This is a genomic window from Mangrovibacterium sp. (assembly GCF_041596335.1).
Classification (GTDB): domain Bacteria; phylum Bacteroidota; class Bacteroidia; order Bacteroidales; family Prolixibacteraceae; genus Mangrovibacterium.
Window position 1 is genome coordinate 1 of record NZ_JBFHIT010000068.1, and the last position, 21,237, is coordinate 21,237.

The window sequence follows — 21,237 nt, forward strand, 5'->3', positions numbered from 1 at the left end:
CATATTTGTCTTGAAACATATGCTGTCAGATTAATCTGAAGCAAAGCTAAAATTCAAGTCCGTTCGCTTTAAAAACCTCTGTAATCAACTAAATTTCAAACTTTTCAAAGAACTATATTAGATTTTAATGGGACAGCAATGAAATAGTCAATCAAGGAATTAATAATAGCAGTGTATGCTGCTATGCCGTTATTGTGCTAGAACGGCCAATTCTTCCATATGATTTAGTTAGAGATTAAAATTCGTAAATGCTATATTTACCATATTAAAGCGTATCACCCCTAAAACGTGAAAGAATTGTTATTGTGAATAGGCTAAAAGTATTTATATCAAGTGTCCAGAACGAGTTTTCCAATGAACGGGTAGAACTGGCAAGTTATCTAAGGCAAGATCCTTTACTTGGAACATTCTTCGAACCCTTTATTTTTGAAGAAGTTCCTGCCAATACTCATTCGCCAGGCAAGGTGTATTTGACCGAAGTAAAGGAATCTGATATTTATATTGGGTTATTTGGAACATTATATGGCTTTGAAGATGAAATGGGGGTTTCTCCAACTGAAAGAGAATATGATCAGGCAAAAGCAGAACATATACCCAGATGGATTTTTATAAAGGACATCGGCGGAGCAGATCGCCATCCCAAAGAAGTTGCCTTAATCCGGAAAATTGAGCAAGATGTTTCCAGAAAGAAATTTTCCAATCTTGATTTGCTGAAAAAGGAAGTTTATAATTCAGCAGTTCTGTATTTAAAGCAAACCGGAAAGATTGAAAGTCACGATTTTGACGATTCGCTACATCCTTCTGCTGACATACATTCATTGGATGAAGATAAAGTTAAAGAGTTTGTCATTCTAGCGAGAAATAAGCGAAACTTTCCCTTAAAAGAGACCGCATCAGTTGAGCAGGTATTGAAACATTTAAGAATGCTCAAGAATGGAAAGCTTGTAAACAGTGCTTTACTTGCTTTTGCTCCTGATCCTCAATTGTTTTTTCCATCATCAACTATAAAGTGCGCTCATTTTCATGGGACACAAGTACAAAAACCGATTCCGGATTACAAAGAGTTTGGAGGAACTGTATTCGAGGTTGCAGACGAAGCTGTAAATTTTGTTCTATCTAAAATAAGCTTATCGACTGGTACCAGGGAAAAAAGTAATCAGGTTGAGACTATTTACGAGATCCCACGTGCTGTTATTTCTGAAGCAATTATTAATGCGGTTGCTCACCGTGATTATTACAGCAAAGGCAGTATACAAGTTTCGGTGTTCAGGGATCGAATTGAAGTAACTAATCCTGGCAGTTTACCGCCAGAGTTGGACATAAATGATCTGAAAGAACCTCATAGCTCTTATCCTCATAATCCGTTACTTGCAGGCTGTATGTTTTTGACAGGAGAAATTGAACGCTATGGTACGGGAACGCTGGAAATGTTTAAACTCACAGAAGAAAGGGGATTAAAGCCTCCACTTATTACTCTTGATGAAGGTTTTAAGGTGACAATTTGGCGACCTTCCGCAGAAGCCATACATGATGCCGAACATGATACCATACATGATGCCGAACATGATACCATACATGACGCCGAACATGATACCATACATGATGTATCCGAGCTATTTTCGGAGATAGTAGAATTGCCCCATCGTTTGGTGCTGGTTTTAAAAGGTGAAATGAGCAGGCCTCAGCTGATGGAGATTCTTGAATTGAGAAACAGACCGCATTTTGCTATTAATTATCTTGAACCAGCTTTAAAAGAAGGCTTAATTGAAATGACTTTGCCGGAGAAATCAACAAGTAAAAATCAAAAATATCGGTTAACCTCCAAGGGCTTGAATTTGAAAGAGACGCTGGAAGGTAAACTGCGGAAATGATCAATTCTCGATTGAACCCAAGTGTGTTGTATTAATTGTTTAACCAATGAGTTAGAACAAGAATGGCTAAATTTGAAAAGATAGAAGATCTGCTTAGCGAGCTATATAAATACCGAAAACTTTTCTCAGGAATGTTTGATAAACGGATGTCTCCGATACAGGAAGAAATGGTTGTTTCGTTGGTTGAACATGATACAGAGAAGCTGGAACGGCTGGCCGCTTTCGACCTTCTATTCCGAAATCAAGGCCTGATTAGCCTTGAGCCTCGATTGCAGGAATTTTTTGAGGAATTTATGGAAGTGGACGAAACGGTTCATGTTCTGTACATCCAGGAGAACCTTGATCAGATTAAGAAAAATCAATCCTATTATTTAAAAGAGAATCAACCCCGCAAACGAGATCAATATCTGGTCAAAATCAAGAAACACTTGTACCGGATTAACCAAACCACCTTGCAAAATATAAAGGCACTTCGGGATAATACAGATGAAACCTATAAAACAGAAACAAATTTTGAGATTAAGAAGGAGAAGTTAACGGACATCAGAAATCAAAGAGATGCACTGGAGGGAGTGATTAAAGCTGTTGAACGGGTATTGCAGGACGATATATTTTTCAGAACAGCGGCTGATGCGGAGTTGCAACTTATCGTCCATCGGTTACGACTGGCTTTGAATGACAGCATTCATAATCTTATTGAAATACAACAACAGATCATTGAATACTTAAATCATATCGAAAAACGGGTTCATGTTGTTGAAAAAGTACTACGATTGAAAATGCTGCGGGATAAACACTACCTGAAAGAACGAAGCAATTTTTACTGGATCGTCGGAGCCAATCAGGATCTTCCTTTAAGAAAAACCGAAGGTTTCCGTACCAGACTATCCATTCAGGATATGTTGAATGAGGAAGAAAAACGGAAACTGATTTTAAAGGTCCGGGAAAAACAGCAAAACCAGCGACTTTTAGCACAGAATACTGCCGGTAGCATATCTGATGAAGCTTTCAATGATAGAAATGAGATAGATAGTGTTTTCAATTACCATGCATTGAAACGGGTCTTCATGGGGAAAAACCAGGACCTCTTTTCTTTTGTCATGCATCATCAGTTTGCCGAAGAAATCTCCATCAACAAACGTATTCAACTATACTGTCGGCTTGCTTCTCTTTTCGAAGCGGATTTTACTTTCTCGGAGGAAACCGGTCGGTTTGAAGACCTCGAGTATGCACTTATTTATCCGGCTTCGAATTCAACAACAGCCAATCCCCAAACTACTAACACGATAAACGATCCAGTCTAATGATAGATTCAAACTACAGAACTGCAGAAATATTTGATATTCTGAGCAAAGGACAGTTTATATGCTCCAATGCGATAAACGCACAACGTCGTTACCTGTATCAATATATTGAAGAGAATATTGATGAGCTGGAGCCTAAATTCAGTGAAATTGGATATCAACTGGAAAATGGGAACAACTATTACTATTTCTCACGACCAAATGAAAGCAGCCAAAATGTGGAGAACAAGATAGAAAAGGCTTTGCGCTGGCTCGATATACTGGCATTCTTTACAACTTTTAGAAAGGATTTGTGCAGAGGGGCGCGTTTTAAGCTTTTCGACATTCTGCAACAGATCGATATCAACTTGTCGTTGAAAGAACAGTTAACCGATTTACAAAAACGTACAAATCCCGGCAGAAATTACCAGGAGATGCTCAATGATCTGATTCGGGAAGTGCAAAAGGAAGGTTTTGTTGATCTTGAAAATGAAATGGATCAAACCTGGAAGATTCTGGATTCATGGGACTACATGGAAAAGTTAGTCATGGCTGTGAATATTCAAGACGAAGAAATTAATAACCAACCAGAGGAATTAAACTGAGATGAAACAATTAAGCCGCATTGTGCTGATTAATAGCGCGACTGTTGATTTTTACGAACTTCAACTGGATGGAAATATTCATTTTATTGGAACACAGGGAACCGGCAAAAGTACATTGCTCCGGGCTATTTTGTTTTTCTACAATGCTGATGCCCGTAAGCTGGGAATTTCGAAAGAAAAGTCGTCTTTTAGCGACTACTATTTTCCTTATGCCGATTCCTACATTGTTTACGAGGTGAGTCAGGAAAACCGGAACTTCTGTGTTTGGTTGTACAAAAAACAAAACCGCTTATGTTTTCGATTCATTGACGGGCCATACAATCGCGAACTTTTTATCTCTCAGCAGCAGGCATTAACAGAAAGCCAGGTGATCGAAAAGGCCAATCAACAGGGATATAAGGTGCACCGACCAATTCATAACTTTACCGAATACCGTGACATTATTTACGGTGCGAACAAGGGAATGAACCGGTTTCATGTACTTCAAAATCCTGGCTATCAAAATATCCCCAGAACGATTTCAAACATCTTTCTGAACTCCTCGCTTGATGGGGGCTTTATTAAAACGACGATCATAAACTCGTTGAGCGATGATCCATTTGAACTGAATCTGGATGCCAACCGGCACCATATCGAGACAGCCAGAAATGATTACCGTGATGTTTCAGAGTATCTCCTTCATGAGAAAAAAGCGCAGAATATAGTGACCCAGTATGAAAAGCTTCTTCAAATGGAAGATGGAAAGAAGGAGCTGGCGTGGCAAATCGGTGCTTCATATAATTTGGCAAAAGATAAGGAGCGTGAACTGGAAGACGATCAGAAAGCGATTGGAGAAAAGGTACAAGATCAATCTGAAAGAATTGAAAAGATCGAAGCTGAATATTTGGTGAATCAACGGCGCATCCAAGACAAACTATCCCCTATAAAAAGAGATATTGCAAAAGCCAATCAATTGGCAAAAGACTATGCTGCCAAAAATATCCAGCAAATTCTGGATGAACATGCTAAAAAGCCAGAATATGAAACAGAACAATCTCAAATAGAAGCACAACTGGCTTTGCTAACTTCAAGTTTAAAAGATGTTGAGAGTCAGTATCAGACTGACAAGCAGCGGCTGGAAACACAATGTCAGCAAATCATTCTGGATTTTGAACGTTCCCTGTCCAAAGAGAAGGAAAAACTCCAGCAGGATTCAGCAGATCTGCTTAATACATTTTATAAGAAAAAGGAGCGAATTACAAAAGACCACAACGGTAAGCTGGACGAACAAAAAGAAGATAAAACGATCGTTGACCAGAAGCTGCGTGAAATTGACCATCAAATTGAAGGCATACAGAAGACTCCTTTTTTGAAGGAAGAGGTAGAAAAGCAAGTTCAGAAACAACAGGAACTTTCGCAAAAAAGGCAAGCCCTTGTTTCGGAAAAGTTGGTTGCAGGGATAAAGAAGGAAAACGCGATAAAGGAAGGTGAACAAGAATCCGAGGTTTTTGGCCTGAAGAAAAATAAAGAGAATGAGGTCTTGTCCGAAAGAAAGAAATCACTGGAAAAAGAGATAGAACGATTGCACTCAGAACTACAGGCTTTATCCGGTTCTCTTTTAGAGTTTTTGGACCAAAATAAACCAGACTGGCATCAATCAATTGGAAAAGTAATTTCTCGGGATGTTTTGCTGAAGAGTGATTTAAAGCCTTCAATGAAAGATGGAAATGGTATTTATGGTTTGGATATTTCCCTGGAGCAACTTCAACCGCTGGAAATCTCAAAATCAAAACTGGAGGAAAAGTTGGAAGCTTTCAATAACCAGTTGAAAGAGCAAAACAAACTCGTTGAACAACATCAACAGGAAACGCAGGATCAGAAAGATAAACTTCAGAAAAAGTACAACAAGAAAATTTTAGAGCTAAGTCAGGAAATCGCCCAAAGCACCTACCAGATAGATAAGATTGATATTGACCTTGAAAAATGTGGGATCGCTCTGGAAGAATTAAAGGAGAAAGCTGAAAACCTGAAACGTCAGGAATTAATCAAAAAAGACGAAGAAAAGCACACGCTGAAAGTCGAACAACAGAAAATCCTGGATTTTCTAGAAAAGCTACAACAGCAGTTTCAAAAGTCCATCCATGAACTTGAATCAATCAAAAGAGGACAAGAGAAAAAGATCAGCAATCAGTTGGTAGAACTAGATGATAAAATAAAGTCAGGGAGAAAAGAGATTACAGAAAAATTCAATGTCCAGATCCAAACTCTGCAGGAACAACGAAACTCGCTTTTGAAAGAAAAAGGGGTGGATACAACAGAAATTCGGCGATTGGAGGATGAGCAAAAAGCCGTTAAAGGCAAATTATCAGAAATAGAGAAAAACTACCCGACAATAATTGAGTACAAAAAAGATTCGGCAGAATACATTGACCGATTGGACGAGTTCCGTCGAGATCGCAAAACTCAGGAAAATGAATTAGAGCATTTGCAGCAACTTCACACTAATAGAATAAATAAGGAGAAAGCAGAACTGAAATTATTACAAAGCCAAAAAGAAGAGCTTACCAAAACAATCGGAGAACTACGGCGCGAGTTAAGCGCTTTTGATCTTTTTAGCAAGTGTCATTTGTTTGACGAACTACAAAACTTTATTGAACACCACGATAAAGCAGAGAAGTGGGACTGTGATCAAAATATTCGTAAGTTGCAGGAGTTGGCTCTTGAATATGAAAAGCATGATAAACTATTCACAGAGCGGATTACTGAGTTTTCCGGTTATTTCAGTGAACACAATTGTCTTGGATTTGAAACCAGCTTATCCGGCAGATTGCAATATCGGGCCTTTTCTGAAAATTTGAGAGAGTTTGTTCGCGAACAGAAGATTATAGATTTTAAAACAGAAGTGACTCGGAAGTATGCGATGGTATTGATGAATATCGTCAATGAAACCAATGAGTTGCTGCAAAAAGAAGAAGATGTTGCGAAAGTGATAAAACGGATCAATACCGATTTTAAGAAGTCGAATTTTGTCGGTGTTGTTAAAAGTATTGAAATGCGCCTTCAGGAAAGTTCCGATAAGATTATTCAACTTTTGCGGAAAATAAGGAAATTCCAGTCCGAGAACAATCTGAACTACGGAGAAATCAATTTATTCAATCAAGGTGGTTCGGACAGCAATAATGATGAAGCGGTAAAATTGCTGGAAAGCTTGCTGTCGCAAATCGGACAGGCGAAGTCAAAGGTTCTGAAACTGGAAGATGCTTTTGACCTGGAATTTAGGATTCGCGAAAACGAGAACGATACGAATTGGGTCAGCCGGTTGGCAAATGTAGGATCAAACGGAACTGATGTTTTGGTCAAGTCAATGATATACATCAATTTGTTGCATATCTTTAAAAGTAATGGTTCCACCCAGAAAATCGATACGATTTTGCATTGTTTGATTGATGAAGTAGGGATTCTGCACGATAGTAATGTGACAGGGCTAATTACCTTTGCGAGTGAACGAAACATCCGCCTGATTAACGGATCGCCAAATTCGCACAATGAACAGGATTACAGGCATATCTATATGTTTCGGAAAAATCCGAAGTCAAATAAAACAGGTATTACCAAACTGATTAGTCATGAACTCTAAGCCGCTGCCACTGTCATTTGCCCGTTGTCTGATTCGCTTGCAGGATGGTGAGCAACTAAATCCAAGTGAGATTAAGTCAAAAAGCTTACTGAAGCGATTTTGTGAGGATGGGATCATTCAAAAGAGGGCTTTAGGTAACCGCAGATCCGGTTATGTTTGTGCAAACGCGGAAGTATTGCAAAACTATCTTAGGGTACAGAATGGTATTCTCTCGTTGGAAAATTATATTGCAGAATTTGAGAACGATGCTTCCGATGGGGTGAGCTCGCTTGCGGCTTCCAAATCCACCAAAACATTTCGAGGTAAAAGCTTGCAGGGATTTTTTATTAAAGCGATAAATTCTGAACTGCGGATTTCCGGAAAGATAGTTCTACCGGAGCCTCAAGGCATCGAGTTGTTTGTTCATCAGCCGGAGCACTTGCAAATTTCAAAGACAGCACTAGTTGTCGGGATTGAGAATCCGGAGTGTTTTCTGAAATTTGAAAAATTGGCTCATCTTTTCCCCCTGCAGGAACTGGTCATTGTTTTGCGGTATATGAGCAACAGTCCAAACCGGTGGCTTCAGACCATATCAAACAACTATCTGCATTTTGGCGATTTTGATCCGGCTGGTTTGAGTATTTATATCCATGAATACCGGAGGCATTTGCCCGCTCACCGATGTGATTTTTTTATACCGCCAAATATTGAACAACTCATTAGTCGATATGGACTATCCGACTTATATGATCAACAAATACATTTGCTAGAGAATATAGATCGCCAGCAGTTCCCTGAAATAGAAAAACTCATTGTTATCCTCGATACATACAAGAAGGGGCTGGAACAAGAGCGCTTGTTGGTTATCATGTAGTTGATGACAGCTAGTTCAAGTTCCGGAACTCATTTGGGGTAATTCCTACTTTTTGTTTGAACAGGCGTGTAAAATGTTGCGGATACTTGAATCCTAATTCGTATGCGATTTCATTGAGTGTCTTATTGGCGTCAAAAATTTTGTTTTTGGCGATGTTGATAATTTTGTCTTGGATGAATTCCTTTGCTGTCTTTCCTGTTTCTTTCTTTATTAAGTCGCCGAAATAGTTCGACGATAAATGAAGTTCTTCTGCACACCAGGAAACCGAAGGCAAGCCTAATTTTTGAGGCTTATCTGATGAAAAATAATGGGTCAGAATATCTTCGAACTTTTCTAGTATCCCCTTATTGACATTTTCCCGGGTAATGAATTGGCGGTCGTAAAACCGCTCGCAATAATTCAGGAACAACTCAATATTTGAGGCAATTAGTTTTTTGCTGTGCTTGTCTATGTTATGGCTCAGTTCATATTCTATTTCTGAAAAGCAGTTTAAGACAATCTGCCTTTCTCGTTCCGATAAATGTAAGGCTTCGTTTGCATTGTAGCTAAAAAAGCTATAGTCACTGATATTTTTAGCCAGAGAAGTTCCGTGTATGAGGTCTGGATGGAACACCAGCGCATGCCCCTTAGGCTGATAAACTTGTCCATCCGTTTCCACAACCGTCATTTGTCCCGGAGCGACAAAAACCAGGGTGCCTTCCTGGTAATCGTAGTAATTTCGTCCATATCTTATATCGCAGCCTTTCAAATCTTTCAGGAAGATACAATACAGGCCGTAGGTAATCCTAACATTCTTTTCACCTCCCCATGATCTTGGGTCTGCTTTTGATAGATCAATTACACTTACCAAAGGGTGCAAGGTTTCGTGATTGTTCAATGCATTGTACTCAGCCACCGTTTCAAATCTGAAAATCTGTTCCATATCTGCTTTTGTTTTGATAGAACAAATTTAGCGATTCAAATAACACAAATAACAAGAAGACAGCCAGATCAGTAAAAGTGGTAAGAGAACCTGTATTCTGTATAACAACAAGTTGAGAACGATACCTGACCTTTGTACTGTCGGAAATGAATTCTCCGACTGTAACAGAAAACAGTTAAAATATTAGAACTATGGAAACACGAAAATTAGGCAATCAAGGACTGGAAGTATCGGCATTGGGACTGGGGTGCATGGGACTAAATTTTGGATACGGACAGGCAACCAATAAAAAAGACGCCATCGAGTTAATCCGGAAAGCTTACGAATTAGGCATCACTTTTTTTGACACGGCTGAAGTGTACGGCCCCTTTACCAATGAAGAAGTGGTTGGAGAAGCATTAGCACCGATACGCGATAAAGTTGTCATAGCCACCAAATTTGGATTCAATTTTGAAAACGGGAACACAACAGGCTTAAACAGCCAGCCAAAGAATATCCGAAAAGCTGTCGAAGGCTCTTTAATAAGATTAAAGGTTGATACGATCGACTTGCTTTATCAACATCGGGTTGATCCAAAGGTTCCGATCGAAGACGTGGCCGGAACGGTAAAAGACCTGATAAGCGAAGGAAAAGTCAAATACTTTGGGCTTTCTGAAGCCAGTGCAGCAACCATTCGCCGGGCACACGCCGTTCAACCGGTATCGGCCTTGCAAAGTGAGTATTCCTTGTGGTGGCGCGAACCGGAAACCAAAACAATGCCAACACTGGAAGAACTGGGAATAGGCTTTGTTCCGTTCAGCCCGCTCGGAAAAGGATTTTTAACCGGCAAAATCGATGCCAATACGGCATTCGACAGCAGCGATTTTCGCAGTTCTGTGCCTCGTCTATCGCCTGAAAACAGGAAGGCAAACCTGGTCTTTGTCGATTTTATTCAGCAAATCGCCGAGCGTAAAAATGCGACTCCTGCACAAATTGCGCTGGCGTGGCTAGCTGCCCAAAAGCCCTGGATCGTGCCAATCCCTGGAACGACTAAGATTCATCGGTTGGAAGAAAATGTTGCTTCAACTGCCGTAATGTTTACACCCGAAGAACTTTCCCAAATTGAAGCAGAAGCTTCGAAAATTGAACTGACTGGTGAACGCTACTCTGCCGGATCGGCAAAAATGATTGACGAATAAAAAGGCTTTGAGTCTGATCCGTATCGAAATTAAAATCGAAATAAAATAGTGAAAATGAACACAAAATTTAAACAGCGAAACAAAACATACAGCAGCTTGTATTTTAGCCTCATTGTCATGCTGTTCGCTTTTTCTTCCTGCACAACGAAGGTTGAGAGCAACGGTAGCGATTCATTAATCATTAAAGAACAGGGAAGCTTTGCTGTTGGCGGAACAGTCATTTCAAATCCCGGTACGTTTGATCCGATTAAGCAGGGAGCTTACAGTCCGATGGGTGTTGATCCTGCGGGGCAAACGCTGCATGGCGACCACGCATCGGTGTTTTTCCAGGTTCCCGAAAATGCACGTCCATACCCGCTTGTATTCTGGCATGGACACGGTGAATCGTACCGGTGCTGGCAAACCACCCCCGACGGAAGAGAAGGCTTTCAAAATATCTTTCTGAAAAGACAATTCCCGGTTTACCTGATGGATCAACCACGAAGAGGACAAGCCGGGCGCAGTACCGAATCGGTGACCATCAATGCCGTAGCCGACGAACAGCTTTGGTTCGGAATCTTCCGCTTAGGCGTTTGGCCTGACTTGTATCCAGGAGTACAATTTTCGAGCGAAGCTGAAGCCTTGAATCAATTCTATCGCCAGATGGTGCCAAACTCTGGCCCATACAATGCCCAGTTGAATATCGATGCTGTTTCTACATTGTTTGATAAGGTCGGAGAAGGCATTTTGATTACGCATTCGCAAAGCGGCGGGCCGGGTTGGCTGACTGCGATTAAAAACGACAAAATAAAAGCAGTGGTTGCTTATGAGCCGGGTGGCGACTATGTCTTCCCTGAGGGAGCAGCGCCGCAAGGGATAAAACTTGCAGGTCGTACGGTAGTTCCGCCAACGGTGCCAATGGCTGATTTCCTAAAGTTGACGAAAATCCCAATTGTCATTTACTATGGAGACAATATTCCGGACCAACCGTCCGAAAATCCGGGGCAGGAACAATGGCGTGCTTTCCTCGAAGTGGCCAAACAATTCCGTGATATCGTTAACCGACATGGCGGCGATGTGACCTTGGTGCACCTACCGGAGATAGGAATTAAAGGAAACACCCATTTCCTGTTTTCAGATTTAAACAATATAGAAATAGCCGATTTAATGTCGGAATGGTTAAAAAGCAAAGAATTAGACTAATTATGAAAATAATGAAATTAAATGTAGCTATGATAATTGCTTTTGTTGTCATAGTATTCACAAATACGCTATTCGCACAAGAAACAATAAAGGATGGTTATAAGTTTCAAACCAGGGTTGGTGTTCCTCCGATACCAGCACCAAATGTAATGGTGGAAGAAGTAACTTTTTTAAACCGCGATATGAAAGTCGCAGGTCTTCTGTATAGTCCAAAAGAAAAAGTTGCCGGGAAAAAGTATTCTGCAATTGTTGTGGGACATCCGTTTAACGGAGTGAAGGAGCAAACATCGGGTTTACATGCGGCAATGCTGGCAGAATTAGGATATGTAGCACTTGCTTACGATGCTACACATTATGGAGAAAGCGAAGGAGAACCCCGTCAGGAAGAAGTTATTTCTGATCGTGTTGAAGATTTTAGTGCAGCACTAGATTATCTCACAACATTAGATTATGTGGATCAAGACCGGATTGGTATACTAGGTGTTTGTGCAAGCGGCGGTTATTCTCTTGCTGCTGCTCAGCAGGATGCCCGTTTTAAAGCCGTAGCCACTGTAAGTATGTTTAATATGGGTAAAGCCATGCGGGAAGGCCCTTTTGGAACTCCGGCAGACATATTAAAGGCGGTTGGAGAACAACGTACTAAAGAAGCAAATGGAGAACCTTTAAAATTGATTCAGCCAGTTCCATTGGTTGTTGATGCAAACACACCTCCTTTGCTTAAAGAGTTTGTTGATTATTACATAACGCCACGAGGAAAACATCCAAGAAACTTAATGCTCTTTTCTTACAGAAGTTTGGCCAGACTCGTAAACTTCTATCCATTAGACCATATTGAAACAGTTTCACCGCGTCCAATTCTATTTATTATTGGGGAAAAAGCTGACTCAAGATTTTTTGCAGATGAAGCTTATTCTAAAGCAATTGAACCAAAAGAGTTATTTATTGTGCCGGGTGCAAATCATACTGATTTATATGACCAACAGAAATATATGGCTGTGGAATTTAAAAAGTTAGATGAATTCTTCAGCAAATATTTAGGCAAGTAAATTGAACAAAAAAGTGACTCACAAAATGAAAACAGTAAAATTAAATAATGGCATCGAAATGCCGATTTTGGGTTTTGGCGTTTTCCAAATCCCCGATCAAAAAGAGTGTGAAAACAGTGTCTTGAACGCCATCGAAGTGGGTTACCGGTCAATAGATACCGCCGCGTCGTACATGAACGAAGTTGCGGTGGGGAATGCCATCAAAGCCAGCGGTGTGGCTCGCGAGGATTTATTCATCACCACAAAGCTTTGGGTGCAGGATACCGGCTACGAGAAGACCAAAAAATCATTCGAAAAATCATTAAAGAAACTGCAACTCGATTACCTGGATTTGTACCTGATTCATCAGCCTTACGGCGATGTACACGGCTCATGGCGTGCCATGGAAGAGTTGTATAAAGAAGGGAAAATCCGCGCCATTGGGCTTAGCAACTTTCAGCCCGACCGGCTGATGGATATAATCATGTTCAATGAAATTGCACCAGCTGTCAACCAGGTTGAAACGCATCCATTCAATCAACAAATCGACAGCCAGAAGTTCCTTGCTGAGAATGGTGTCCAAATCGAATCGTGGGGACCGTTCGCCGAAGGCAAGAATAACCTGTTTACCAACGAACTGTTAGCAGGAATTGGCGCAAAATACAACAAATCGATTGCCCAGGTCGTCCTGCGTTGGCTCACACAACGTGGCGTGGTTGCCATTCCGAAATCTGTACGCAAAGAACGAATGGCCGAGAACTTCAACATTTTCGACTTCGACCTGAGCGCAGCCGATATGGAAGTTATTGCCACACTCGATAGGAACGCTAGCAGCTTTTTCGACCACCGCGATCCGGAAATTATCAAATGGATGGGTAGTCGCCAACTCGATCTTTAATCGCGCTCAGGAATCGATTTGCATTAAATACTGACTTAAACAAAATTGTCATGACAGTACCATTTCAACGTCAAGCAGGAAAAAGGAAGAGAACAAGCAAAGCTCGTTTTCTCGGGTTGTATTCAACTTTGTACTTGATTACCGGCCTGTTGCTAAGCTGTTCAGCGAATAACTCGACAGGAGCCATCAATAATCCTGACGAATCGGACAATATGGAAGAAACCGGTAGTATGCAAAATTATCTTACAACAAACAGTTTTGTCCGCGATATTGTGAATCATTCCGCTTTTGCAGGTTTTGGAGAATTGCTTTTGCCCCACGACGATAATTCGGCTTACTACAATACCCGACTGAGTAATGTCGGAAGTCTGATGCCCTATCATGGACATGTGGTTCCTGAAGATGTTGTCGGGGCACTCAACCGGATGATTGACGATACGAACAACGGCAAGACGATTTTTTACGATTTCTATTCCGAAGATCAGAAACGGAGCACACCCTCTAAAAAGAATACCGGTCTATTCTTTTTTAGAGGGGATCCGGGAGCGCCTTTCACCATCATTTGCCCGGGCGGCGGCTTTTCGTATGTGGGTTCGCTTCATGAAGGAATCCCGCTGGCGAAAGCAGCGAGCGAAAAAGGCTACAACGCTTTTGTCATTCGGTACCGAATTGGTGGCAACCAGCTTGCAACCGAAGATTTGGCCGCAGCAATTTCTTTCGTTTTCAAAAATGCTGAAAAATTGGGAGTAGACACGGCTAACTATTGTTTGATTGGAGGATCAGCCGGAGCACGTATGGTCGGCGACATTGCTTTAAACGGAGTCGCAGCTTACGGAGTCGACCGCTTTGCGAAACCCGCAACAGCCGTAATTGCCTATACCGGACAATCGACCTATTCGAGCGGTTTCTCGCCGTCATTTATCGTTCAGGCAGCCAACGACGGAATTGTGAATATCAACACGGTTGAAACCCGGGTAGCAAATCTCCGGCGTTATGGTGTCGAGGTCGAATATAAACGATACGAAACTGCCGGTCACGGCTTCGGTCTCGGAACCGGATCAGAAGCTCAGGGCTGGTTGGATTTAGCCATTGATTTCTGGAAACGCCATATAAACTAGAAAGATACAAAAGATGAAAAACACATTTCGAAACTATATGTTGATACTCATGTTTACCACAACAAGCCTGAGCTCTTTCGGTCAAGCCCCGATATCCAATTCGTTTGGCTTGGTTTACAAAGATGCTATTGCCGAAAATGTACCGGGTAAAGTCAATATTCACCCGGTGACTTATCAATTGAATGGACTGAAAATCGCCGCCAATGTTTACACGCCGGCCAATTACAATGCTGCAGAAAAATACCCGGCGGTAATTGTCGCGCATCCAAACGGCGGGGTAAAAGAACAAGTTGGCGGATTGTATGCACAGCGTTTGGCAGAGTTGGGTTACATTACCATTGCCGCAGATGCTTCGTACCAGGGAGCGAGTGGTGGCGAGCCCCGGCATACCGATAAACCACAGTTCCGCGTAGAGGATATCCACGGCATGGCCGACTTTATATCCCACTATCCGGGTGTTGATGCTGGCCGTTTAGGTGCTTTAGGAATTTGTGGCGGTGGCGGATACACGCTCAAAGCTGTTCAATCGGATAAGCGGATTAATGCCGTTGCAACCATCAGCATGTTTAATTCGGGAGAAGTTCGACGGAATGGCTTTCAAAATTCACAGGTAAACACCATCCAGGAACGCCTGCAACAAGCTTCGAACGCCCGCGCTCAAGAAATGGCAGGTGGTGAAATCCGCTATTCGGGTGTAGCAAGCATAACAGATGAAGAAATCGCCAAAACAACCACCGATTTGTATCGCGAAGGATATGAATACTATTACCGGACCGACAAACATCCCAATTCGACCTTCCTTTACACAACAAGCAGCTTAATGGATTTAATGACATGGGATGCGAGAGATAAAATTGAGCTAATTGACCAGCCTTTGCTGATGATTGCCGGAAGTAAAGCAGATACAAAATACATGACTGATGAAGCATTTGAAAAAGCAACGAATGCCAAAAACAAGGAGTTGTTTTTGATTGACGGAGCCACGCATATTCAAACTTACTACGTTCCGGAATATGTCAATCAGGCCATAAACAAGCTCAACGAATTCTTTGGAAATAATCTCTAATTATTCAACCTATAAACTAACAAAGACATGAACGTAAAATTGATGGGAATTATACTGCTGCTGGTGAGTACGCAATTTGCCTCGGCTCAAACAAACAGTGACGAACAAGACATTATTGCTCTTTCGAAAGCAAAATGGCAATGGATGGCTGATAAAGATGTTGACAAGCTAGCCGAGCTCTTTTATGAAAAAGCCGAGTTTGTTCATATGGGTGGCCATTGGGGAACCGAACAGGAACTTTCGATTATTAAAAGCGGAGGAATCTGGTATAAAAAAGCCGACATCCACGAAGTGTCGGTCAACATCATTGACAAAACGGCTATTCTGCTCAACCGAATCGACCTGTTGGCTGAAGTTGGCGGCAACGAGGTTACTAACCCTTTCGAGGTTACCGAAGTATACGTGAAGCTCGACGGTCAGTGGAAGCTTACTTGCCTGTCTTTTACACGGCTGATGACGCCGGGTGGACATTAATTGGATTTCAACTAAAAACGGTACTAAAATGAAAAACTCAAACAGCAAAAATTCGGGCTCGAACGTGAGCCGTCGTAACTTTTTGAATACAGGCCTCGCAATCGCCGGGGGTTCCCTATTTGCCTCAAGCATTGGAGCAGGAAAGTTAATGGCTCAGGATAGTCAGAACACATCGTCTATACACAACTCCCCAGCTTCTTCCGGACGTCGTACACTCGGCGGAACGTTGGAGGTTTCGAGCATTGGCCTCGGGGTTCAAAACATGAGCCGCACCTATCAAACGACTATTCCCACACGTTCCGAAATGCATAAAATTATCCGTTCAGCTTTTGATAACGGGCTAACATTTTTTGATGCCGCGGAAGCTTACGGTCCGTTGGAAGTAGAGCGAATTTTAGGTGAAGGTGTTGAGCCTTTTCGGGATGAAATTGTGATTGCAACAAAATTTGGATGGAACATTGACCAGGAAACCGGACAATTTTTGCCGGGTTTAAACAGCAAGCCGGAGCACATCAAAAAGGTGGTTGAAGGCATGCTGAAACGCTTGCGCACCGACCGGATTGATTTGTTGTACCAACACCGCGTTGACCCGCAGGTACCCATCGAAGATGTGGTTGGTGCCATCAAAGACCTCATACAGGAAGGAAAAGTGCTGCACTACGGGCTTTCAGAGCCAGGGCTACAAACGGTAAGGCGAGCACACCAGGAACACCCGGTTACAGCAATTCAGAACGAGCATTCCTTGTTTTACCATGGCTCCGACAAAGAGGTTCTCCCGCTGTGTGAGGAACTGGGGATTGGCTTTGTCCCTTGGAGTCCGCTTGGCGTGGGCTTTCTAACCGGTGCCGTTGATGCCAATACCCGGTTCGCGCCTGGTGATATCCGGGGTTCCGAAACCCGGTTTTCTCCTGAAAATTTACCCACTAACCTGGCGCTTGTCGACTTACTGAAAAAATGGGCTCAACTCAAACAGGCAACGCCCGGACAAATTTCACTGGCTTGGCTACTGGCTCAAAAGCCATTTATCGTGCCTATACCAGGAACAACGCAAATGGCCCACATGCTGGAAAACGTCGGAGCTCGTGAGGTTCTCTTTACTCCCCATGAGTTCGACAGCTTTAACTCGGAACTGGCCCAAATTGAAATCAAAGGCGACCGTCTTCCGCCTTTCGTGCAGTCGCTTTCGGGAGTTGAAGCTCCGTTAAAGCAATAAACCAATAAAACAAAACTATTCAAACCAAACCATTAATAAATTCGAAATGAAGAAGTTATTCACTTTGTTTGTCGTGTTTCTTGTGGCGTTGTCGGTCAAAGCTCAGGAGATAGCAGATACTAATTCTACGACCGGCCCAACCGTACGCACCCAAAACGGACTGGTGCGTGGAACCACAGATGGAGCTGTCTCCATCTTCAAAGGAATTCCTTACGCGGCTCCTCCGGTTGGCGGGTTTCGCTGGCGACCTCCCCAACCGGCGAAAAGCTGGGAAGGCATACGTGATGCGAGCCAGTTTGGATCCAATTGCGCACAGGGAGGCTGGGGGGCTGCTCCGGGCACAATCGCCGCAGGCTCATCCGAAGATTGCCTGTATCTCAATTTGTGGGAAGCCGCAGATTTTAACGAGAACGACAAACGACCGGTGATGGTGTGGATTCACGGTGGCGGATTCACGGGAGGTTCGGGAGCCGGCCAAGCTGATTTTGGCAGCCAGTTTGCCCGGCAAGGTGTTATTCTGGTCTCAATCAACTACCGACTTGGTCGTTTGGGGCACTTTGCTTTCCCGGCACTCAGCGCCGAACATCCCGAAGAGCCCAAAGGAAGTTATGCGTTTATGGACCAGATAGCCGCACTCCGATGGGTTCAGGAAAACATCAGCGTTTTCGGCGGCGACCCGAATAATGTGACGATTTTCGGGCAATCCGCAGGTGGCGTTTCTATCCACTCACTTTTGAGCATTCCGGCAGCAAAGGGATTGTTCCAAAAAGCAATCGCAGAATCGAGCGGCGGTCGTGACGGTGTTCTGACCGGGCGACCGATTAGTCAAGACAATGCCGATGCCCTCTACCCGGTTTCCGCTGAAACCATAGGGATAAACTTTGCCCGGAAACACGATATTGAAGGCACTGATGCAGCTGCCTTAGCTAAACTCCGCGCACTCCCGGTTGAAGCGATTGTTGATGGCGGTCAGGAAACCGATGGACAAGGTGGCCCGAGAATTTATTCAGGCCCAATCCTGGACGGCCAATTTGTTGTTGAAACAGCAGAAAGCGCTTATCGCGAAGGCAGACAGGCGCGCGTGCCGCTCATTATTGGTAATTGCAGCGCTGAAATTGGCGGGGCTTTCGTTAGTACAAGCAGTACCAAGGAAGCGTTATTCTCGCAGTTCGGCGAACTGGAACAGGAAGCAAAAGCGGCTTACGACCCGGACGGGAAGAAGGAATTTGATGAAGTCATCACCAAATTCAATACCGACTGGGCCTGGGGTGAACCGGCCCGGATGACGGCAAGGGCCTTTGTTACCATTGGAGAACCTACTTATGTTTACCATTTTGACTTTGTTCCGGCAGGCATGGCGCAATGGGCACGCTACGGGGCCGGGCATGGCAGCGAAGTCGGTTTCGTTTTTGGAAATCTCACGAACCGCGACGGCTCGCCTCTTCATCCAACCGAAAAAGAATTGGCCGGAATCATGAACAGCTATTGGGTGAACTTCGCAAAAAACGGCAATCCGAATGCTGAAGGACTTCCGGAGTGGCCAGCTTACAACACACCAAACCAAGAAATACTCGATGTGCAGCCCGATGGGAAACCGGTTGGCAAGCCCGACCCCCGGAAAGCGCGCCTGGATTTGATTGAAAAAGCCGTTAAATCAAGACCTTCGATTCAAACAAGAGGAGGCATCTGAGCATGAAAAGTCCGATTATGAAGAAAGTAATCTACCTGCTGATTTTAGCAGTCACACTCCTATTAATTCCCAATAAAAACACCTACGCTCAAACAAGCATGGAATCGACCAATACACTTACCGCGAAGCAAAAAAGCATTATCGCCATTTCTGCTTTAACAGCTCAAGGCGAACTTCAATCTTTACAGCTCGCCCTGAACCAAGGATTGGACAAGAGCCTGACCATTAATGAAATCAAGGAGATATTGGTTCACCTGTACGCCTATTGTGGATTTCCGCGAAGTATCAGGGGTTTACAGACAGTCATGGAAGTGCTCGACGAACGCCAGGCCAAAGGGATCAATGATAATTCCGGAGCTGAAGCATCACCAATAACCGACGAGCGCAGCAAGTACGAACAGGGGAAAGCAAATCTGGAAAAACTCGTAGGAAGGCCGCTTCCTGAAATTCAGAGCGGCTATGCTGCCTTCGCCCCCATTATCGAAGTCTTTCTGAAAGAGCACCTGTTTGCCGACCTCTTCCAACGTGATGTTTTGACTTTTGCTGAACGGGAGTTAGTAACAATTTCAGTAATAGCTGCAATCGGTAAAGCTGAACCAATGCTTCGTGCCCATTTTGGTATTTGTCTGAATGTGGGCTACACGCCGGAACAGTTGAATGAATTTGTCGTTGCGCTGAAATCGTCTGCCGGAAAGCGAGAAGCTAAAGCAGCGCAGTCGGTATTGGATGGGATTCTGGATAAAAGATAAATAAAGCAGTTTGACAATAAACTAAAAATGAACAACAATGAAACATGTATTAATGATCATGTCGCTTATGGTGACAGTGGCAATTTTGGGGTGTAATATGACGAAAGAATCAAATGAAGCAAACGTCGAAAACGTGTCCATTTTCCCGAAAGGAGAAATAATAAAGAGTAATAATTTCACAGGAACGGTTTGGGTTCAGATGATGGGAGCCAAAGATAGCACCTTACACGCTGGTTTTGGAAATGTAACTTTTGAGCCCTGGGCAAGAACGAACTGGCACTCTCACCCGGGAGGGCAACTACTTTTTATTACAGAAGGTAAGGGGTATTATCAGGAAAAAGGTCAGCCAGCTCGCTTGTTGCATAAAGGGGATGTTGTAGAAATTCCGCGAAACGTTGCCCACTTGTAATCTCCCCTAAAAACAGCTACATATAAAAATGTAGAAAAAGTTTAAATTTAGGGCAATGAAAAAGAGTCACTTAAGCGAATCGCAAATCATCAAGATCATCGCTTCACAGGAAAGCGGTCTATCGGTATCAGAGATCTGCCGCGAGCACGGCATCAGTCAGGCAACCTTTTATAACTGGAAGGGTAAGTATTCAGGGATGAACGTCTCCCAACTCAAGCAGCTCAAGGATTTGGAGAAGGAGTTGTCGCAGTACAAGAAGATAGTTGCAGAGCTGACTTTGCAGAACACGGTACTTAAAGATGTGATCGAAAAAAAGCTTTAAGGCCTGCTGAGAAACGGGAGTTGGTAGCTTATAGCACATCGAGCTTTAAGCTAAGTCTACGGCAGGCCTGCGTGTTGTTTAGTCTCAGCACATCAGTCTACTACTATAAGGCTCGACGCAAGGATGACAGCGAGGTCATTGAGCAGTTATCAGCCTTGGCGGAGGTTCACGGGCAGTGGGGCTTCTGGATGATGTATCACCGGCTTCGGATGATGCACTACCGTTGGAATCACAAGCGGGTTTACCGGGTTTATTCGCTCATGCATTTAAACCTAAGAAACAAGCGAAAGAAACGGTTACCGGCACGGGTAAAAGTTCCGTTGTTGTGCCCAATTGCACCCAATGTAACCTGGAGCCTTGATTTCATGCATGACACCCTAGCCAACGGTAAAACGATCAGGACATTAAATGTTATTGATGACTTTAACCGTGAAGCTTTATCGATCACTATCGACACCAGTCTGCCTTGTATGCGGGTTATTGGGGAGCTGAACAAATTGCTGGAATGGCGGGGCAAACCGGAAAAGATCCGTTCTGACAATGGTCCTGAGTTTATCGCAGAAGCAATGAGTGAATGGTGTACAAACCTCGGTATTGAATGGGAATACATTCAACCCGGCAAGCCCACGCAGAACAGCCTGATTGAACGATTCAACCGGACTTTCAGGCAAGATGTACTAAATAGTTATATGTTTGAAAATCTTGTACAAATGAGAAATTATGCCAACGCCTGGCTATGGATGTACAACAACGAAAGGCCACA

The 21,237-nt window shown here is 43.2% G+C and carries 19 protein-coding genes; 18 read left to right on the forward strand and 1 reads right to left on the reverse strand.

Going from position 1 to position 21,237, the window contains the following annotated elements; translation table 11 throughout:
• The first annotated feature begins 305 nt into the window (after positions 1–305).
• The 5 genes from ABZD21_RS17405 to ABZD21_RS17425 all read left to right on the forward strand — a co-directional run bounded on the left by ABZD21_RS17405 (position 306) and on the right by ABZD21_RS17425 (position 8,228).
• Entirely contained in the window at positions 306–1,871 is a 1,566-nt protein-coding gene (locus tag ABZD21_RS17405) for a Fic family protein (protein ID WP_372776393.1), read from the forward strand.
• Between the two features lie 62 nt (positions 1,872–1,933).
• Entirely contained in the window at positions 1,934–3,175 is a 1,242-nt protein-coding gene (locus tag ABZD21_RS17410) for a hypothetical protein (protein ID WP_372776394.1), read from the forward strand.
• Positions 3,175–3,759: a hypothetical protein gene (locus ABZD21_RS17415; protein WP_372776395.1), complete on the forward strand. Its 585-nt coding sequence runs from the start codon at positions 3,175–3,177 to the stop codon at positions 3,757–3,759. The genes ABZD21_RS17410 and ABZD21_RS17415 overlap by 1 nt, the downstream gene beginning before the upstream one ends.
• A gap of 1 nt (position 3,760) precedes the next feature.
• The gene (locus ABZD21_RS17420) at positions 3,761–7,375 is read left to right on the forward strand and encodes an ATP-binding protein (RefSeq protein WP_372776396.1); all 3,615 of its coding nucleotides are present in this window, start codon (positions 3,761–3,763) and stop codon (positions 7,373–7,375) included.
• A complete protein-coding gene (locus tag ABZD21_RS17425; RefSeq protein WP_372776397.1) occupies positions 7,365–8,228 on the forward strand; it encodes a hypothetical protein in 864 nt (287 codons plus the stop codon). Before ABZD21_RS17420 ends, ABZD21_RS17425 begins: the two co-directional genes overlap by 11 nt.
• A 10-nt stretch (positions 8,229–8,238) precedes the next feature.
• On the opposite strand, the gene ABZD21_RS17430 is transcribed toward ABZD21_RS17425, so the two are convergent.
• Positions 8,239–9,150, reverse strand: a complete 912-nt coding sequence (locus tag ABZD21_RS17430; protein ID WP_372776398.1) for a helix-turn-helix domain-containing protein — start codon at positions 9,148–9,150, stop codon at positions 8,239–8,241.
• 191 nt (positions 9,151–9,341) lie between these two features.
• Here ABZD21_RS17430 and ABZD21_RS17435 point away from each other — a divergent pair, with 191 nt between their 5' ends.
• The 13 genes from ABZD21_RS17435 to ABZD21_RS17495 form a co-directional block, all read left to right on the forward strand.
• The gene (locus tag ABZD21_RS17435) at positions 9,342–10,328 is read left to right on the forward strand and encodes an aldo/keto reductase (protein ID WP_372776400.1); all 987 of its coding nucleotides are present in this window, start codon (positions 9,342–9,344) and stop codon (positions 10,326–10,328) included.
• A gap of 54 nt (positions 10,329–10,382) precedes the next feature.
• A complete protein-coding gene (locus tag ABZD21_RS17440) occupies positions 10,383–11,510 on the forward strand; it encodes an alpha/beta fold hydrolase (RefSeq protein ID WP_372776401.1) in 1,128 nt (375 codons plus the stop codon).
• 11 nt (positions 11,511–11,521) lie between these two features.
• Entirely contained in the window at positions 11,522–12,556 is a 1,035-nt protein-coding gene (locus tag ABZD21_RS17445) for an alpha/beta hydrolase (RefSeq protein ID WP_372776402.1), read from the forward strand.
• Positions 12,557–12,581: 25 nt separating this feature from the next.
• Complete coding sequence (locus tag ABZD21_RS17450) at positions 12,582–13,433, forward strand: aldo/keto reductase (RefSeq protein ID WP_372776403.1); 852 nt, start codon at positions 12,582–12,584, stop codon at positions 13,431–13,433.
• 50 nt (positions 13,434–13,483) lie between these two features.
• Positions 13,484–14,551, forward strand: a complete 1,068-nt coding sequence (locus ABZD21_RS17455; protein ID WP_372776404.1) for an alpha/beta hydrolase — start codon at positions 13,484–13,486, stop codon at positions 14,549–14,551.
• A gap of 13 nt (positions 14,552–14,564) precedes the next feature.
• Positions 14,565–15,617, forward strand: coding sequence for an alpha/beta hydrolase (locus tag ABZD21_RS17460; protein WP_372776405.1), 1,053 nt, complete (start codon positions 14,565–14,567; stop codon positions 15,615–15,617).
• A gap of 27 nt (positions 15,618–15,644) precedes the next feature.
• Positions 15,645–16,091 carry a nuclear transport factor 2 family protein gene (locus ABZD21_RS17465; protein ID WP_372776406.1) on the forward strand — a complete coding sequence of 149 codons (447 nt, stop codon included), beginning with the start codon at positions 15,645–15,647 and terminating at the stop codon, positions 16,089–16,091.
• A gap of 28 nt (positions 16,092–16,119) precedes the next feature.
• Positions 16,120–17,304, forward strand: coding sequence for an aldo/keto reductase (locus tag ABZD21_RS17470; protein WP_372776407.1), 1,185 nt, complete (start codon positions 16,120–16,122; stop codon positions 17,302–17,304).
• 46 nt (positions 17,305–17,350) lie between these two features.
• On the forward strand, positions 17,351–18,994 hold the full coding sequence (locus ABZD21_RS17475; RefSeq protein WP_372776408.1) for a carboxylesterase/lipase family protein: 1,644 nt from the start codon (positions 17,351–17,353) through the stop codon (positions 18,992–18,994).
• A gap of 17 nt (positions 18,995–19,011) precedes the next feature.
• Positions 19,012–19,743 carry a carboxymuconolactone decarboxylase family protein gene (locus tag ABZD21_RS17480; RefSeq protein ID WP_372776409.1) on the forward strand — a complete coding sequence of 244 codons (732 nt, stop codon included), beginning with the start codon at positions 19,012–19,014 and terminating at the stop codon, positions 19,741–19,743.
• 37 nt (positions 19,744–19,780) lie between these two features.
• Entirely contained in the window at positions 19,781–20,152 is a 372-nt protein-coding gene (locus ABZD21_RS17485) for a cupin domain-containing protein (RefSeq protein WP_372776410.1), read from the forward strand.
• A 55-nt stretch (positions 20,153–20,207) separates the two neighbouring features.
• A complete protein-coding gene (locus tag ABZD21_RS17490) occupies positions 20,208–20,474 on the forward strand; it encodes a transposase (RefSeq protein ID WP_372776411.1) in 267 nt (88 codons plus the stop codon).
• A gap of 20 nt (positions 20,475–20,494) precedes the next feature.
• Positions 20,495–21,237: IS3 family transposase (locus ABZD21_RS17495; RefSeq protein ID WP_372776412.1), on the forward strand; the 743-nt coding region annotated here is incomplete at its 3' end.

Coding starts and splice junctions, on each gene's coding strand:
- ABZD21_RS17410 (WP_372776394.1), top strand. CDS start 1,934: ATGGCTAAATTTGAAAAGATAGAAGATCTGCTTAGCGAGCTATATAAA.
- ABZD21_RS17415 (WP_372776395.1), top strand. CDS start 3,175: ATGATAGATTCAAACTACAGAACTGCAGAAATATTTGATATTCTGAGC.
- ABZD21_RS17420 (WP_372776396.1), top strand. CDS start 3,761: ATGAAACAATTAAGCCGCATTGTGCTGATTAATAGCGCGACTGTTGAT.
- ABZD21_RS17425 (WP_372776397.1), top strand. CDS start 7,365: ATGAACTCTAAGCCGCTGCCACTGTCATTTGCCCGTTGTCTGATTCGC.
- ABZD21_RS17430 (WP_372776398.1), bottom strand. CDS start 9,150: ATGGAACAGATTTTCAGATTTGAAACGGTGGCTGAGTACAATGCATTG.
- ABZD21_RS17435 (WP_372776400.1), top strand. CDS start 9,342: ATGGAAACACGAAAATTAGGCAATCAAGGACTGGAAGTATCGGCATTG.
- ABZD21_RS17440 (WP_372776401.1), top strand. CDS start 10,383: ATGAACACAAAATTTAAACAGCGAAACAAAACATACAGCAGCTTGTAT.
- ABZD21_RS17445 (WP_372776402.1), top strand. CDS start 11,522: ATGAAATTAAATGTAGCTATGATAATTGCTTTTGTTGTCATAGTATTC.
- ABZD21_RS17450 (WP_372776403.1), top strand. CDS start 12,582: ATGAAAACAGTAAAATTAAATAATGGCATCGAAATGCCGATTTTGGGT.
- ABZD21_RS17455 (WP_372776404.1), top strand. CDS start 13,484: ATGACAGTACCATTTCAACGTCAAGCAGGAAAAAGGAAGAGAACAAGC.
- ABZD21_RS17460 (WP_372776405.1), top strand. CDS start 14,565: ATGAAAAACACATTTCGAAACTATATGTTGATACTCATGTTTACCACA.
- ABZD21_RS17465 (WP_372776406.1), top strand. CDS start 15,645: ATGAACGTAAAATTGATGGGAATTATACTGCTGCTGGTGAGTACGCAA.
- ABZD21_RS17470 (WP_372776407.1), top strand. CDS start 16,120: ATGAAAAACTCAAACAGCAAAAATTCGGGCTCGAACGTGAGCCGTCGT.
- ABZD21_RS17475 (WP_372776408.1), top strand. CDS start 17,351: ATGAAGAAGTTATTCACTTTGTTTGTCGTGTTTCTTGTGGCGTTGTCG.
- ABZD21_RS17480 (WP_372776409.1), top strand. CDS start 19,012: ATGAAGAAAGTAATCTACCTGCTGATTTTAGCAGTCACACTCCTATTA.
- ABZD21_RS17485 (WP_372776410.1), top strand. CDS start 19,781: ATGAAACATGTATTAATGATCATGTCGCTTATGGTGACAGTGGCAATT.
- ABZD21_RS17490 (WP_372776411.1), top strand. CDS start 20,208: ATGAAAAAGAGTCACTTAAGCGAATCGCAAATCATCAAGATCATCGCT.